This window comes from Neisseria subflava (assembly GCF_003044645.1).
GTDB lineage: Bacteria > Pseudomonadota > Gammaproteobacteria > Burkholderiales > Neisseriaceae > Neisseria > Neisseria subflava_B.
Map to the genome: position 1 here is coordinate 18,233 of NZ_POXL01000006.1, position 15,297 is coordinate 33,529.

Sequence of the window (15,297 nt, forward strand, 5' to 3'; positions counted from 1 at the left end):
ATGTTTGCCGAAAAAAGAGGTACTAAAAGCCATGGCCGGTTCCGCCCTCACACTCCGGTTGCTGATACTTACCGGCTCCATTTGAACGGAAAGAATCCCCTGCTGTACAGCCAAATTATCAATATCCTGGCATCCGGCCTGCCTGATAAACAGGAGCGAATCAAAAACTCGGTCATGTTGTGCAAATATGCGGAAGTTTTTGAATATCTGCGCAAGCTGACACCCGAGCAGGTTGGAACGATTGCGGAAAGGCTGGGCGGCGTACTGGAGGTTCGAGTTGATTTAAATACCCTGCAGGAAATCATGTGGATCGAACGTGAACAGAATGCGAAGCGGAACAATCAATTGGAACAATGCGAGTGGATGATTGCCCATGGGGCGAGCAATATCATGATTCTGAATATGTGCGCCATGCTGACTTCGGCCGACATCAAAAAAATGCGGCTGGAAATGGAGCAGCCGGTTGTGTGCGGCCGCCGTAAAACATTGGAATTAGAAGAGCAGCTGACGGTAGCGGCCTATTGGTCGGATTTATGCCGCCAGGAAAAAGATACTTTTGTGCGCTATCAGAAATTATGCCGGGAATTTCCCGACTACGCGCTGTCACAAATGAATACCGCTATTTCGGAGTATGCAAAATGAGCAAAACTCTCAGCCTTTTCGAATATCCGGAACTGGCGGCTGTCGGCCAAATCGAAACAGCCAATTCGGTTTTAGGTTCACTTATGGAAGAGCCTATCCTGTATGTACCCGCTTACAGTAAATTGGCGGGAGATACCTATGCCGGTTATTTCCTGTCTTGGTTTTTGCGGAATTGTCCTTACGGCCAGTCGATCAAAATAAGAGATGAGGACATGCTGGAAGCTTTGGGGCTGACTGTTTCCCGATGGCATTCGGTACGCCGTCTGCTGAAACAGCTTAAATTCCTGAATTCGGCACGTTCAGACGGCCATACGGTATACAGCCTGAACGAATCAGACTTCTCTGAAGCATTGCGCGAACAGGATAACCGGCACCAAGGAGACCGTGCTTATGGCGAAATGCCGTCGGTACCGCTAGACCGTTTGTGTACGGCAGCAATGCTGCGTTCAGGTCTTAAAATTAACGATGTACTGTTTTATTTTGCAGTACAGGCACAACAACGGTATCTGACACCGGACAAACGCGGTGAATACAGCGAGTGGATCCCCTATAACGAAGAACAGGCTAACGCACTGGCTATGCTGTCTCATGAGGATCAGCAACGATCGATGAAGGCCTTAGACAAAGCCGGTCTGATAGAAAGCGGTCGGCATCCTTTATTCAATATCACTGTATTCCGCCTGAATTATCAGGCCATGGCCAATCTGTCATGGCAGTATCTACATGGTGCGGGAAATGGAGGGATATGATGAACGATATGCTTCCTCCCAAAGAGTTCAACCAAGCGTTATCCACTTGTTGGCGGCGTTTGCAATCAGGCCGCCGAATTGTGGTTCACCGCAGCCTGATTGAGATTACCGGCAACCTCAAAACCGCTACCTACCTGTCACAGCTGCTGTATTGGCTGCGTGTCGGCATTAATGTCGAGATTCGTAACGGCTGGATTTTTAAATCCATTGCCGAAACAGAAGAAGAAACCGGTTTGACCAAACGCGAACAGGGATTGTGCAAAGACAAGCTGGCCGAACTGAACCTGATAGAAACTGCCCGGATCGGCCAAGGCGCAAGATTGGCTGTGCGCGTTAATCTGGATGCACTGTCCAACGCCATTTGCGACCATTTCGGATTAGACAGCTTTACCCAATTGACCATCGAAGAATGGCGCAAACAGGAGTTGGGTTTTATCCGAGACTATTTCAGTGATTCGATTGTATATCACTTGGACTTGGTATGGCTGACAGGCGATATCCACGCCGCCGTGATTCTTTCGAACGCCCTTCATCAGAGTGCACGAAGAGCCACGCTGCACAATCCCTTCGTGCAACAGCGGCTGTATTATTCCGCAACCATTAAAGAATGGGAAGACGCCACCATGCTCGGATATAAACCGCAGCAGAGAACGCGGATTATGCTGAAAAATGCGGGATTGCTGATCGAAAAGCACTATGAGCAAAGTGCGCGTATCTTCAGCCATATCGACGGCGTTAAGCTGATGGCCATGCTGGATAAAAAAATCAGTCTTGCCCAAAAGCCCGAAATGCGGCTTTTCGTATTGAAGAAGCAGTCTCAGATATCCGGAAGTGACATTTTGGAAAACTCTGAAGATACCGAATACGTACAAGCTGGAAGCGGCCAAGATTTGAGAAGTAACAAATTGGCAAACTCAGAAGTCACAAAAGGAGAAAGTCAGAAGTTTAGAAGTTACAAAAGGAGAAAGTCAGAAGTAACAAATTGGCGAAATATATATAGAGATAATTACAAACATCATCCTTTGGATGATATTACAACTACAACACCAACGGATACGGCAAATTCGGCAGATTCAGATGTGGTGGTTGTGAATGATTCTGTTCTCTCCAGTACGAAGGACGACAGCAGGCGTTTTGACGGATTGGTTTACCCAAGCCTGCTGTCAAAAATGACTGAAAACTGCCGGAAAGTATTCACACGGTACTATCCCGACGGCGGTCAGGAACAGTACCAGGAGATTCTGGATGAAATTGCAGGACAGACCAAACCTGTCAGCAGCCCTTTGGGATTGTTGACTCATCTGTGTAAACAAGCTGCAGCTACAGATGGGCTGATTTGCAATTTTGCTCCGATAGTTAAGAAACAACGCGAAGAAAGCCTGAAACTTAGAGCTGCTATGGCTGTTCAAAACGAAAAAACAGAGGGAGTACCTAGCCAAAATTCAAAGGAGGCAATCAAAAACGGCCTGAATAAATTGCTTAAACAGATCTGCAAAAAGAATCCTACACGGTAATTTCCGGTGTAAACGGTGGTTCTATGCCATCGTTTACGGGGGGAACAGATTGTGTAATTAGATTCAATACCCTAAAAGGCTTTTAAGGGTAAGGGGGAATAACTGTATCCCCCGGATACACCCTGAAAACACAATGGGGACTGTATCCCCCGGATACACCCTGAAAACACAATGGGGACTGTATCCCCCGGATACACCCTGAAAACACAATGGGGACTGTATCCCCCGGATACACCCTGAAAACACAATGGGGACTGTATCCCCCGGATACACCCTGAAAACACAATGGGGACTGTATCCCCCGGATACACCCTGAAAACACAATGGGGACTGTATCCCCCGGATACACCCTGAAAACACAATGGGGACTGTATCCCCCGGATACACCCGAAAACATACTGACAAACTAACCCGAGGAGCTTTTCGAATGGCCGCAAAACACCGTATTGTTATTCCACCTTTCTCTATTCAGACTCCGCCGGAATGGTCTCAAAAAATACCGACTGCCAAACAGTCCTATTTTTCCAACGGCTATGATTATGATGGAGAAGAGCAACGTTTAGGTGCAATTCTTGGTGGGTCGCACATGATTAATATCTTCAACCTCCCAAAAGAAAACCCTGAATATGAGGCAGTTTTCAATTTTGCCAACCACAGAATTCTGCTGCAAAATTACATTCATCGAAAACGGCTTTATCGTGCGCCGAGTGTGATGTCGTCCGGCAGACCGGTACGTACTCAGACTGTCCCATTGGATGAGATTGATATCTTCTTAAGTGCCGATGCCAAATTTGACAGTATCGGTAAATTACGCGATACCGAGCAGGATTATGTTTTGCTTCATACGAAACAGGCTGTACGGGCTTGGGAGGGTAAAAACGATAAACAGCAACCGCATACCCGTTGGCCGGGGATTCGTTATGTTATGGCATTGACTGCCGAGTTGGCTCGACTGACTCAAAACGGCAACCCTTTTGCCCATGCTGCACTGCTTGATTTTGAAAAAGAACTGATGGAAACATCGTCTTTCCTAAAGCAGGAAACCGATAAGATGCAGTTGTTGATTGATCGTATCAATTCTTCGGGAATACATATTGGGGTGGTAGAAAATGAGAAGCCGGTCAGTGTGCCGATTGGGCATATCCGTGGTTACGGTTTCAATCTAATTCAGCTTCTGACGGCCTATGATCTGTATATCCGTATGGCTAAAACGCTTATGCTTAAAGGACTGCTGAAAAATTCGATGTGTAACGAAATCATCCGTGACGGCGGAACCAGAATACGGCGTCTCAATCAAAACCTGTATTTGGTTACTATGCGGATGCGTAAAATCAAAAATATTTCCAGAAAAGACTTTTTGCTGGATGAAAACGGTAGCCTGGGAAAACGGTTACAGATGGCAGTCCATGAAAACGCCCTTGCCCCAATTCCGCTTGAAGTGTTGAACTATCAGGTTATGCCGGAATTTGTTTTCATGAGGCCATCGTTTAGTCGGGAAGAAATGGATAAAATAACCGTGTATACACAGCAATATGGGTTATTGGTAAAAGAAGAATCCGAGTAATTGGACTTAATATACTAAAAGGCTTTTAAGGGTAAGGGGGTAACTGTATGCCCCCATACACCTGAAAACAAAACAGGACTGTATCCCCCGGATACACCTTGCAAACACAGTGGGGACTGTGCCCAGTGGACACACCCGGAACCGAACTAAAAATTGTATACCCCGTATACACCATGGAAACGAACAAATGACTGTATGCACTGCATACACCTTTTTGCAGGCAGATTTTGAGTAAGTGGATATTATGCAGAAACAGCAACCAAACTCTATTGAAGCAGTATACGACCTTTATCCGAGCTTACAGCGTCTCAAGGGTATTGAAGCCATTGACGGACAAATCAAACGTTTTGAAGAAGAATGGCGTATGCTGGTAGAGGACATGACGCTTTTTTTGGAAGATATCAGGGAAATGAAGCAGAAGAAGATTCTGCTTTTGGGAACCCGGGCCCATAAAAATTACGGTATCGGTAAAAACCTTCCTGATTATCCGAAAGATCAATACTACATCCCATCGTTCTGCTTTACCTACCGGAAAAAAAATCTGTATGATTGGGATAAGATTTATGCACTACTGCAACAGATGAATGCCTCGGCCGATGAAATCATGATTCATCTGCAGATATTTTTGGGGATGCGTGACTTTTTCCATCGTGCAGGCTTATTGGTCTTCAGACTGAGGCAATTGTACGATCTCAAGGTTGAGGCAGGGAATGCACTTTCTGTATCAGGGTTGGATACAAAAATGCTGCCGGATCGAATGAAATATAATCTCGACGAAGAGGATTTTCCGGGTTATTGATTGGATAAACTGTAAGGCTGTCTGATTTCAGACGGCCTTGTTTTTATATGGTATTTTTTTGAAGTTTTTATTCGAAAAGTGTTGACAGCAGAAATTTCATAAGGTAAATTAACCCTACCCCCATCTTTATTAAGGGCATTTTAAATGCCCTATCCAAAATACAGGCAATCCTTATGAGAGGAATGCCTGCTATGTCTATTGATTTAACTATCCGTGGTAATCTCGGTCAAAACATTACCCTCAAAAAAATCAAACGTCCAAACGGCGAAGATGCCACCGTTCTGAATTTCTCTATTGCTTCTACCGAATACCGCCAAGATAATTCTTCCGGCGAACGTCGTTATGTTGCCGGTGCAACCGAATGGGTCGAATGCGAATACTGGGATCGTAAAGCAGAGCATTTGGCCAACCTGCTTGTCAAAGGTATGCCGGTCACCCTGACCGGTCGCGAAAGCATCGGTTCTTATGAAAAAGAAGGTGTGCTGCAGCGTACGCGTAAAATCCGTGTCGACAATGTTTACCTCAATTTGGACTCATCTCGTATCGAGTCCGTCTCATTACGCCCTCCGCGTACCAATGAAAATAATGCTTCTGAAACTGATGAAGACTCTCCGTTCTAATCATGTGCCATGACCGGGCGGCTGTAGCCGCCCCTGTATATTTCTTTTGGGGTAATTATGTCTAAACCCGATATTTTCGAAATCAACCGTAACCGCGATCAGGGTATTCGATACATCAGCCTGGTCGCCGGTGACGATCAGGACGGGATTTTCTATTACGAAAAAGAAAATGCCATTGCTGTCATGGCATTGTTCGAGCCTGCTCCGGGCTGGAATGAGGCCATGGGTAATGCTGTTGAAGAGTTGATGGAAGCCGGTTATCCGGCGGGAACCCTGATGTCGTTCTTCCAGTTTGGGATACCCGATATCGGTGAGACGATCCGTCACTATAAAGTCGGCCGTATCGGTACGGTCGGTGATGAATCGGTTACTTTAGCCAAATTGGCCGTCGAAAACCGTGCCGATTATCTGGAAACCGGTACCAAACGTCGTCTCCTTCGTTCCAGTACGGCAAAAATCCTTCATCCGCTTTGTGTATGGACGCTCAAAATCCCCGTCAAAACCAAAAAACCGCTGGACGGTTCCGAAGAAGATCACCGCAAGTTTCTCAAAGAATGCGAGGAATTTAAAAGACTGTACGGGCATTGTCTGACACAGCTTAAAACGGCGGGATTCAACCTTTCGGTTGCCGGCCGCAGTCAGGCCATGGCGGTATTGCGCCGTATTTTCGATATGGACGGCAAATGGGATGACGGCATCGATGAAGAATTGCCGCTCAATATGCAGCTGTTCCCGCCCGGAAGTACGGTCGACTGGAATGTGTTCCGCAACGGAATGTTGATGTTTAAGGGTTTCTCCCATGAGGGAAAAAATCAAAATGTCGGTATTCTGACCGTGGACCGTTATCCAAATGAAGAGAACCGCTGGCATATGTCGCGGATGATTGACCTTCTCGGACATCCGGGCGGCAGCGGCCCACAGCCGGGTATGCCCTATATCCTGCAAACCAGCATTCATTTCCCTAATCAGGATAAAAAAAGAACCAAAGCCGGTGCGGATCAGGTTGCAACCGAACGTGCCGCCCAAGTTCCGGGTGCATTGAAGTTTTCTCCGCGTCTGCGCCGCCGTCTGGCAGGTTTCCGCATGATACAGGAAGAGCTGACAAAAGGCGGTCAGCTTGTCGAAGCATGTACCACTTTTTCTTTATTCAACCATTCGCGGCGCGAATTACGCGAAGGACTGGCCAGAATGGCCTCTTATTTCCGCAGCAATGGATTCGTGATGCGGCAGGAGCGGCTGTTGCCTGCGGTCAGCTTTTTCAATTCACTGCCGATGAATGCTTCGCCCGAAAGTATTAAACGGACATTCCGCTTTAAAACCATGCCCACACGGCTGGCGGCACACCTGATTCCGGTTATGGACGAATGGAGCGGATTCGGGAGCCGCAACCTGTTTACCACCCGGCGCGGCAAACCTTTCCGGTTCGGTATATTCGAATCATCCAACTCCAATTATAACGGCTTGGTACTGGGGCAGCCCGGACAGGGTAAATCGGTACTGTCACAGCGAATGATCCAAGACGAGCTGTCTTTGGGTACCAAAGTCTGGACCATAGACCGGGGTATGAGTTATGTCGCTGCTGCACAGACGGCGGGTGCACAGATTATCGACTTTCATCCGGATGCCGACCTGTGCCTGAATCCGTTTACCAAAATCAGCGACATCGAACGTGAGATGGAAATCCTGTTGCCTATATTCGGCAAGATGGCCAAACCGACTGCCGGCTTGGATGACTTGGAGAATGCCCTGATACAGGAAGCCATTCAGTCGGTCTTTACTGCTAAAGCCAATGATGCGGAAATTACCGATGTCATCCAGTATCTGCAGGCTCAGAGCGGCCATATGAGCGGCAAACAGTACGAGCTGGCGATGCTGCTGATGCCGTTCGGTTCGACCGGCAGCATGGGGCGTTGGTTTCGCGGCCGCAACAATCTGCGCACCGAGGCGGATTGGACGGTATTGGAGATGTCGGGATTGGCCACCAACCGTCACCTGCATGATGTTGTGTTGATGATGACGGCCACAACCATCAGTCAGGAAATGTTCATGGTGCATGACGGCCGCAAACGTCTGCTGTGGTTGGAAGAATGCGGTGATTTGCTGAAAGATGCACCGTTTTCCCAATGGGTCGGTCAGTTATGCTCGAAAGTGCGTAAGGAAGACGGTGGCGTATGGGCGGTCGCACAGACCTTCAACCAATTGTTTGCCACCAAATTCGGTGCAGACATTATGGGGTCGACTTATTCGAAAATGATGTTCCGCCAAACCGGCGATACGCTGGAACAGGCAAAACGCGAGGGATGGTTCAATCCTTCCCCCTACATTGAATCCCTGTTGCACAAGATCCAAACCGTTAAAGGCGAATATGGCGAATTTGTTCTGGTTTCCGGAGACCATACTGCCGGTATCGTCCGTTTGATTGAAACCCCGTTCAACCGGGTTCTGTTCAGCACCGAGGGCGAGTTCTTTACCCAAATCAAAAACCGTATCCGTGCCGGAGAAAAAGTGGAAGACTTGGTTCGACAGGAAGCATGGAACCGCTATGGCGACGGCACGGTTGACTGACAACAGGAGGAAGCAAAATGAGCAATGAAAAACAACCGCAAACAACAGAAAACAAACAGCCGGCAGCCGATAACGGCTCCGGCATCCTGCTGGCATTGGGTTTGGCTGCCGGAGCAGTAATGCTGTCCGGATACAATTTTTACCAGTCGTCCCTCGGCCATGCAGCCAAACCTGCTGCCGGCTTCTATGTTGTGGACAGCGACCGTCTGGCGGCATCGTATCTGACACAGGCAATGAGTCAGACGCAAAACCAGGATCCGGATGCAGTTCGACAAATGCTGGAACAGAATCTCGCCCGCGTACAGTCGAAACTCAATCAGATGTCCGACGAGGGCATGATCATTATTCAGCGCTCCGCCGTGGTGACCTACCCTAAAGGAAACGACATTACCGAGCGTGTGGCACAGGAATTGGGTATTACTCTGGTACCTGCCGGACAAGCGCAGGCTTCAACGGTTGTTCCCCCTGCAACATTGCCTCATGACGGCAGTCCGGTATCGGTCGGCGGCGGCGCGGAGCTCGATTGATGAAGCTGTTTGGGCGGGATATACGCAAACAGGACTGGCTTCGCGCTTCTCTGGCTGTTCCCTTGGTTTTGGCAGCCAAATTGGGGGCGGGATATTTTGCGGAACGCTATGCCTTGATGCTGGAATCGACCGTTTCCGGCTGTCTGCCCTGGTCGGTTTATTTTTGGAACAAACAGGAACAGATCGGTACGCTCAAACGCTACGATTTGGTGCTGTTTCCGGCTAAAAAAATGATGCCCGTCCTCGCGGACGGAGCACCGGTCGGCAAACTGGTAGCGGGGTTGCCGGGTGATCAGATTACCGTTAAAAACGGCAGGCTCTACATTAATGGCCGATTTTTAGGTGATGTGTCCTATGTCGCCCGGAAATGGCACAAACCGATGGACAGCTGGGACACTTCTTACCGTTTGGGTAAAGACGAGATTTTTGTATATGGAACCGAAAAACACTCTTACGACTCGCGTTATTGGGGGCCGTATTCTATCGGCAGCGTGGTTGGCCGTATGCATGTACTGTTCTAACGCTTATGCTGATGATGCGGCATTTTTGCGTAATCTGATTCAGCAGCAGAAGCAGAACAGTATCCGGTTTACTGCCGAGGCAGAAAAACTGACGGCCGGTACGCGCAAGATGGCTGCCGGTCAGAATCCGACCATGGAAGAGCTGCAAAACACCAAAACCGTGGTTTTTTTAAGCCGGGCTATGCCGGAACAGATTGTATTGGGTCTGCTCGAGCAGGGAGCCGGTCGGCAAGATGTTGTTTTTGCTTATCGCGGCTGGGGCAGCGGTTCGGTAGAAGAAATGTTCTCTTATACCGACAAACTTTATAAAAAACTGTCGCAGCGTGCACAAAAGAACCCCCCGAATATTATTGTGCAACCGGCGGCATTTGCCGAATACCGGATTGCCTATGTGCCTGCACTGGTGCATATGGATACCGATAAAAAATGGTATCTGGTACAGGGCGTTCAGAGTATCAATGCTTCGGTCAATGCGGTCAAAGCCCGCCGTTTTAACCAACGGCTGAGCCAGCAATGGCGTGTCAGCGAACCGGATCAGGCCGAGGTGATGCGCCGTCAGGCGGCAGGCCGCAATTTGAAGCAGGAAGCGGAGCAGGCGCGGCGTGAAGTGCAAACCGCCGTTGCAGGCCGTCTGAACCTACCCTACGCGAAAGCCCGCAGCGTGACCCGGCTGATCCCTTATCAGGCTGCTGCTGCCGACATCCTCGATCCCAAAACCGGAAAAGTGCTGTATCCGCGCGGAACACGATTTAATGTTTTGGCTTTGGACGATACCCGCAGTCGCGGTTTGGTGGTTATTGACGGCCGCAGTCGTTTTCAGACGGCCTTTGCACGGGCAATCAAAAAATACCATCCCGATCTGGTGGTGCTGTATACCCGTTTGGGCAATCTGGAACAGGCCGGTCTGAATGCCGCTCCGCTGGATGAAAGAATGCGCGGCCTGCTCAAGGTCAAAGCTGTTCCAACCTACTACCGGCAGAACGGCCGCCATTTCGATGTGGTGGAAGTCGCCAATCCGCAATAGGGACACTCCATGCTGAAAAAACTGTTTACTGCCCTGCTCCTGTCTGCTGCTGTCTCTGCAACGGCCAACACCTGTTCGAATGCCGGTCTCTCTACCGTGATGAATTTCTGCTTCGATTCGGCTTTTCCGCTGAGGATTATGGGCAATACCGTCATCTCCGGTAACGATGTACCGAATCCGTCGCACGCGACAGGACAAAGTATCTGCAAATGCGGTAAAGAACCGTATGTGCGTTACGGCTACACGCGGGGGATGTGGCTGCCGACGCGTATGGTGGAGGTTGTACGCAATCCAAGCTGTTCGCCGGTTTACGGCAATGCCGTCGGTCAGGCGTTGAAACAGGCATCGCGTATTGGCGGTTTGTTCGGCACAACGACTTCCGCCGGTGGCGGCAGCGTCGGCCACAGCAACTACGATACCGGCTTTTATCATTACCACAGTTGGGTTTTTCCGCTGTACAACATCTATGGCTGGACACCGCGCTGCTTCCATCGCGGTTCGTTTGAAAGTTCTGTGATACAGCCGACCTGGTCGAGTCGTGATCCGGTTTGGGGCAATCTGCTGTACCCGGAGTGGATGGTCATCGGTAATGTGGTCAACAACCCATTGTTCGACATGGCCGCACACACGGCTTCCTGCGTGGCCAATACCACCGGACTGGGAGCGGGATACGCCGATGATACCGCCTACTGGTTAGGCGGCTGCATGGGGAATACGATGCCTGCAACAGGATCGATGTCTGCAGAGCGAGGCAGTGTCACAGCAAGTTCCACCATATTGAACCGTTCGATTATGGTATCCAACCGTACCGGCGGATTTGCCTCGGTTTCGACTGTCGGCGACAACGCGCTATGTTCCCCGATTGCGGCGCCGTTTCCACGCAAATCCGAATTTAAAGCCACCATGATGTTTCCCTACAGCGAAGCCTCTACTGCTTCTTCTTCATCAACTTCGGATTTGGATTTGAAATCGGCCGTCCAACAGGGAGCCGGAGAGGTAGCAAGCTTTTTGGGTATAACCAGCCGTTGCGCCCACCGTCTCGGTGCCAGCAGCCTGCGTTGGGGTCTGAACCGCAGCGAACGCGCCACCCGCACCGAAGACGAAGATGCCGTCTACCTGCTGTGGCGCTGGGTAGACTGCTGTGAATTTGATTGAGGAACAAAGATGAAAACGATTCGAACCACACTATCCTGTCTGTTGCTGATCGCCCTGCCCGCTGTGGCGCAAACCGGGCAGCCCAATGTAGAAAAACAGGTGTTCGGCAGCAGCCAGCGCAATATCGGCACTCCGGCAAAAAATACTGCAGCACCGGCGGCTGACAAAAAGGCAGGTAAAGCACCTTGGACCTATCAGCGCAAACTGAGCGAACGCGAGTCTGCCAAACAGATGTTCGACCGCTTTACCTATGGAGACAGCCTGTACTCCGTCAAGCTGCGTGATGCAGCCAACAGCGGCAACCGCTGGGCGGCGTTTTATTACGGCTATTTGGCGGAAACCGGCAAATTGTCCGGAGCCAAGGATTACGAGCTGGCACGGCGTTCATACCAAAAAGCCGTCAAAAATACCGACGGCAGTCTTACCGCCAACCATCTGGCCGCCTACAACATCGGTCTGATGTATTACTACGGCAAAGGTAGCTCCCAAAATCCTGCTGAAGCACTGAAGTGGTTTTTGATTGCCATACAGGCTTACCGTGAAAGCAAAGGAAACAATGCGGTATTTTGGCCTGCCGAATACCATGTCGGCAGGATTAAAGAGGCAGCCGCCAAAAACGTACCGGCTCAATTGGCCGAAGCGCGGTCGCATTACGGCAATGCGGCCAGAATGCGCGATCCGGATTCGCTTTACCGCTACGGCCTGCTGATTGCGCTGGAGAATCCTCCGGCAGCCCTATCCTACTACACTCGTGCGGCAGACCGCTGGCACAGTGGAGCCATGGTCGCATTGGCACGCTATTACGCCAAAGGTGACAGCCTGCATAAGGCCGACCGGAGCGAAAATGCCCGCTGGCTGCAGCTTGCGGCCGTTGCCGACAAACGTTATGCCCCGTATGCCAAACGTGCCCAGGCGGGCCTCAATGCCGACGAACAGAAACGTGTTCAGGCTTCGGCCTCCGCCTGGTTGAAACGCCGGGGAATCCGCCCTGCTTCTTTTGATTACGCTGCTGCCTTGCAGGATGATCCTGCAGCTATCCGTTAAGAGGACGAATGATGAAATACAGACATACTGTGCCGTATGCGGCCGTTCTGCTGATGGCGGCTGTAACCGGCAGTTTTTGGAGCCTGAATGCCATTGCCGACGATTCGGCATTTGGCAGTGCAACCGCCGATGGCTACTTCTGGTACAAGGATAAACCCAAGGTTAAGCCGAAACCGAAGCCCAAAGTCGAGGAAAAACCGAAATCTGAGGCAAAGCCCGAAGAAAAAAAAGCGGAGCCCAAGGAAGAAAAAAAGCAGGATTTCGGTTCGGCCGCATGGATACGCGAAAAACAGAAAGAACTGCTCGAGCTGGCCATTTCCAATCCGACCGAAGAAAACGTCCGTGCCTATCTGTACGTCAACCGGTTGATGCTGGACCGGGCTGACGAATTTGCCCGCATCAGCAAAAAAGTTACCGATGCAGACCCAATGTTGTCCGAATCGGTACGGGTACCGATTTCCGCCCTGGCGCGTCAACAGGCATTGTGGCAAATCGACCAAGCCAAGGAAGGCATCATCAAAGATCTCAGTAAAAAAGCGGGGATATGGATGTTTTTTGACAGCAGCTGCAGTTTCTGCCAAAGCCAGTTTCAAGTCACACAGATGCTGGCGGAAAAATACGGTATGCAGGTCCGCTACGTCAGTACGGACGGCGGGACGATTCCCGGGATGAAACCTTCCCAAATCCGTTATGACCGTGGGGCGCAGCGTGCCCGCAGCATAGGCATTCAGCTGACCCCGGCAACGGTGCTGGTGGCTCCGCCCGACCGCATGGCGGTCGTGGCGCATGGGGCGATGAGTATGAGCGATTTGGAACAGAAAATCGTGACGGCTGCCATCGATATGAATCTGGCGGATCCCAACCTGACCAATATTGCCAAACTCAACGAGCGCGGGATGATTAACAGAAAAGACCTCGAGCGTGCCAAGCAAAAACTCAACAATCCGGAAAACATGGATGAAGTCGTCAAAATGTTGAACGGCATCATTAAAAACAATATGTAGGAGGTAACCGAAAATGCTGCATCTGAAAACCAAACGCCGCTACACCACCGTCAAAATCGGGGTCGTAGCCGCATCCCTTTTCTTTGCCATGCTGCCCGCCCCCGTGCAGGCTGATATTTCCTCAGGGATGGATGCCATGTGGACGGCTACCACTCCGGAGTTCGGTGCGGTCAACGGTAACTACGGAGGTTCGCTGGGCGGCATGAGTATGCGTGCACCAGTACGCTCATTCAACGTGCTGGCCTATGACCCTCCCCGTTTTTCGGCAGGTTGCGGCGGCATCGATGCCTACTTCGGCTCCTTTTCGATGATGTCGGTCGATAACATGCGTAATATCATCCGCGCGATTATGGCCAACGGTACCGGTTACGCACTCAAAATCGCCCTGGACAATATGTGCCCTGCCTGTCAAAACATCATGAGCGGTTTGCACGATATGACCAGCAAAATCAACGGTGCGGCCAAAAACACATGCCAAATCAGCAGTGCGATGGTTGAAGCGGTTCGTGGCGATACCTCTCAAATGAGCAGTATGGTCGGTGAAACCAAAAGCAGTTTTGAAGGTGCATGGGCGGCGGCCAAGGGGGCGATGTCGGACTTTTCGGAAGCAATGCAGAAGCGCAGCTATGCCGGTAAAAACGCCAACCGCCCTGACGATGCTGCCGACCAGTCAACGGTGTACGGCAACAATATGATGAACACGCTGTCCAGCGCAGGCGTATTCGGCAAAGGCGGCCAAGACGGCGGCGGCATCGATACCGAACCTTACGGCGGCGATCAGAGTTATCTGCAGCTGGCGATGAACCTGTACGGCACCACTGTTGCCATGACCGGCAGCAATGCGTCATCAAGTACCTCCGGCGGCTCATTCGTCAAAGAATCGAAGGAAAAAGCAGACAAAGTGTACGAAGGTATCTGGAATTTCCGCGATTTGGCCTATGGCAAAGAAACCGGTTCCGTACTGCAAGGCTACAAATGCAGTGAATTCAATATCAATAAAGCGGACAGCTGCCAGACAGTTACCTTGTCCGAAACCGAATTTCCGGGAGTCAAACGCTACATCATCAACATGATGGCCGGAAAACAGACGGCTTTCGGTGACAGCAACAGTATGGGGGATTCCGTGGTAACGACAATTGCAGCAGACTCCGTGATGGCGCATCTTGCCGACAACAGTATTGCCCAAAACAGCCGCCAACTGGCCTTTATCAATGCCATACCCGATGAAATCCGTACCAAACTGGCAGCGGCGGCCAAAGGCGGCAGCCGGCTGCAAACTTCGGCAGTATCGGCTTTTGCCGACGCTTGGGCAGAACAGATGGCCGCCGAACTGGTAACGGCCATGAACAAGAATATCACTTCGGCCTATTCAGTCAATGTATCTGCTTCAGGCAAGAATATCGCCCCCTTAAGCGATGCCCAAAAAGCCAAAATGGCGCAGCTGGAACAGGAAGCTGCCGCCCGCCTGAACTTTAATGCCCGCGCGCAGACCATGCAGAACCTGTCCACCATGCTGGATACCGCATTGGCTGTGAAAAACGGCCTGAACACAGCCTCCAAATAAGGAGC

14 protein-coding genes are annotated in these 15,297 nt (G+C 50.5%); all 14 read left to right on the top strand.

All coding sequences use genetic code 11. The annotated features are described in order from the left end of the window. Nucleotides 1-642, top strand: coding sequence for a hypothetical protein (locus DBY97_RS07470; RefSeq protein ID WP_107697246.1), 642 nt, complete (start codon nt 1-3; stop codon nt 640-642). Then, complete coding sequence (locus tag DBY97_RS07475) at nt 639-1,391, top strand: hypothetical protein (protein ID WP_107697247.1); 753 nt, start codon at nt 639-641, stop codon at nt 1,389-1,391. The genes DBY97_RS07470 and DBY97_RS07475 overlap by 4 nt, the downstream gene beginning before the upstream one ends. Next, nucleotides 1,388-2,905 (top strand): hypothetical protein, encoded by a 1,518-nt coding sequence (locus DBY97_RS07480; protein WP_159068512.1) that lies wholly within the window; start codon nt 1,388-1,390, stop codon nt 2,903-2,905. Before DBY97_RS07475 ends, DBY97_RS07480 begins: the two co-directional genes overlap by 4 nt. A 427-nt stretch (nt 2,906-3,332) precedes the next feature. Further along, the gene (locus tag DBY97_RS07485; protein WP_159068513.1) at nt 3,333-4,469 is read left to right on the top strand and encodes an AcaB family transcriptional regulator; all 1,137 of its coding nucleotides are present in this window, start codon (nt 3,333-3,335) and stop codon (nt 4,467-4,469) included. A 244-nt stretch (nt 4,470-4,713) separates the two neighbouring features. Next, on the top strand, nt 4,714-5,268 hold the full coding sequence (locus DBY97_RS07490) for a hypothetical protein (RefSeq protein WP_107697250.1): 555 nt from the start codon (nt 4,714-4,716) through the stop codon (nt 5,266-5,268). A 191-nt stretch (nt 5,269-5,459) separates the two neighbouring features. After that, nucleotides 5,460-5,888, top strand: coding sequence for a single-stranded DNA-binding protein (locus DBY97_RS07495; RefSeq protein ID WP_159068514.1), 429 nt, complete (start codon nt 5,460-5,462; stop codon nt 5,886-5,888). A gap of 57 nt (nt 5,889-5,945) precedes the next feature. After that, nucleotides 5,946-8,453, top strand: a complete 2,508-nt coding sequence (locus tag DBY97_RS07500; protein WP_107697252.1) for a TraC family protein — start codon at nt 5,946-5,948, stop codon at nt 8,451-8,453. A gap of 17 nt (nt 8,454-8,470) precedes the next feature. Then, nucleotides 8,471-8,980, top strand: a complete 510-nt coding sequence (locus tag DBY97_RS07505; protein ID WP_107697253.1) for a hypothetical protein — start codon at nt 8,471-8,473, stop codon at nt 8,978-8,980. Next, the gene (lepB, locus tag DBY97_RS07510; RefSeq protein WP_107697254.1) at nt 8,980-9,501 is read left to right on the top strand and encodes a signal peptidase I; all 522 of its coding nucleotides are present in this window, start codon (nt 8,980-8,982) and stop codon (nt 9,499-9,501) included. Before DBY97_RS07505 ends, lepB begins: the two co-directional genes overlap by 1 nt. Next, a complete protein-coding gene (locus DBY97_RS07515; RefSeq protein ID WP_159068516.1) occupies nt 9,488-10,525 on the top strand; it encodes a TrbC family F-type conjugative pilus assembly protein in 1,038 nt (345 codons plus the stop codon). The genes lepB and DBY97_RS07515 overlap by 14 nt, the downstream gene beginning before the upstream one ends. Before the next feature lie 9 nt (nt 10,526-10,534). Next, entirely contained in the window at nt 10,535-11,680 is a 1,146-nt protein-coding gene (locus DBY97_RS07520) for a TraU family protein (RefSeq protein ID WP_107697256.1), read from the top strand. 9 nt (nt 11,681-11,689) lie between these two features. After that, on the top strand, nt 11,690-12,724 hold the full coding sequence (locus DBY97_RS07525; protein ID WP_107697257.1) for a tetratricopeptide repeat protein: 1,035 nt from the start codon (nt 11,690-11,692) through the stop codon (nt 12,722-12,724). A gap of 8 nt (nt 12,725-12,732) precedes the next feature. Beyond that, complete coding sequence (locus tag DBY97_RS07530) at nt 12,733-13,728, top strand: conjugal transfer protein TraF (RefSeq protein ID WP_107697258.1); 996 nt, start codon at nt 12,733-12,735, stop codon at nt 13,726-13,728. A gap of 13 nt (nt 13,729-13,741) precedes the next feature. Further along, nucleotides 13,742-15,292 carry a conjugal transfer protein TraH gene (locus DBY97_RS07535; protein ID WP_107697259.1) on the top strand — a complete coding sequence of 517 codons (1,551 nt, stop codon included), beginning with the start codon at nt 13,742-13,744 and terminating at the stop codon, nt 15,290-15,292. Nucleotides 15,293-15,297: the final 5 nt, after the last annotated feature.

Excerpts from the sequence above, each read along its gene's own strand:
- DBY97_RS07515 (WP_159068516.1), top strand. The coding sequence starts at position 9,488 with ATGTACTGTTCTAACGCTTATGCTGATGATGCGGCATTTTTGCGTAAT.
- DBY97_RS07505 (WP_107697253.1), top strand. The coding sequence starts at position 8,471 with ATGAGCAATGAAAAACAACCGCAAACAACAGAAAACAAACAGCCGGCA.
- DBY97_RS07530 (WP_107697258.1), top strand. The coding sequence starts at position 12,733 with ATGATGAAATACAGACATACTGTGCCGTATGCGGCCGTTCTGCTGATG.
- DBY97_RS07470 (WP_107697246.1), top strand. The coding sequence starts at position 1 with ATGTTTGCCGAAAAAAGAGGTACTAAAAGCCATGGCCGGTTCCGCCCT.
- DBY97_RS07485 (WP_159068513.1), top strand. The coding sequence starts at position 3,333 with ATGGCCGCAAAACACCGTATTGTTATTCCACCTTTCTCTATTCAGACT.
- lepB (WP_107697254.1), top strand. The coding sequence starts at position 8,980 with ATGAAGCTGTTTGGGCGGGATATACGCAAACAGGACTGGCTTCGCGCT.
- DBY97_RS07490 (WP_107697250.1), top strand. The coding sequence starts at position 4,714 with ATGCAGAAACAGCAACCAAACTCTATTGAAGCAGTATACGACCTTTAT.
- DBY97_RS07495 (WP_159068514.1), top strand. The coding sequence starts at position 5,460 with ATGTCTATTGATTTAACTATCCGTGGTAATCTCGGTCAAAACATTACC.
- DBY97_RS07475 (WP_107697247.1), top strand. The coding sequence starts at position 639 with ATGAGCAAAACTCTCAGCCTTTTCGAATATCCGGAACTGGCGGCTGTC.
- DBY97_RS07535 (WP_107697259.1), top strand. The coding sequence starts at position 13,742 with ATGCTGCATCTGAAAACCAAACGCCGCTACACCACCGTCAAAATCGGG.
- DBY97_RS07520 (WP_107697256.1), top strand. The coding sequence starts at position 10,535 with ATGCTGAAAAAACTGTTTACTGCCCTGCTCCTGTCTGCTGCTGTCTCT.
- DBY97_RS07525 (WP_107697257.1), top strand. The coding sequence starts at position 11,690 with ATGAAAACGATTCGAACCACACTATCCTGTCTGTTGCTGATCGCCCTG.
- DBY97_RS07480 (WP_159068512.1), top strand. The coding sequence starts at position 1,388 with ATGATGAACGATATGCTTCCTCCCAAAGAGTTCAACCAAGCGTTATCC.
- DBY97_RS07500 (WP_107697252.1), top strand. The coding sequence starts at position 5,946 with ATGTCTAAACCCGATATTTTCGAAATCAACCGTAACCGCGATCAGGGT.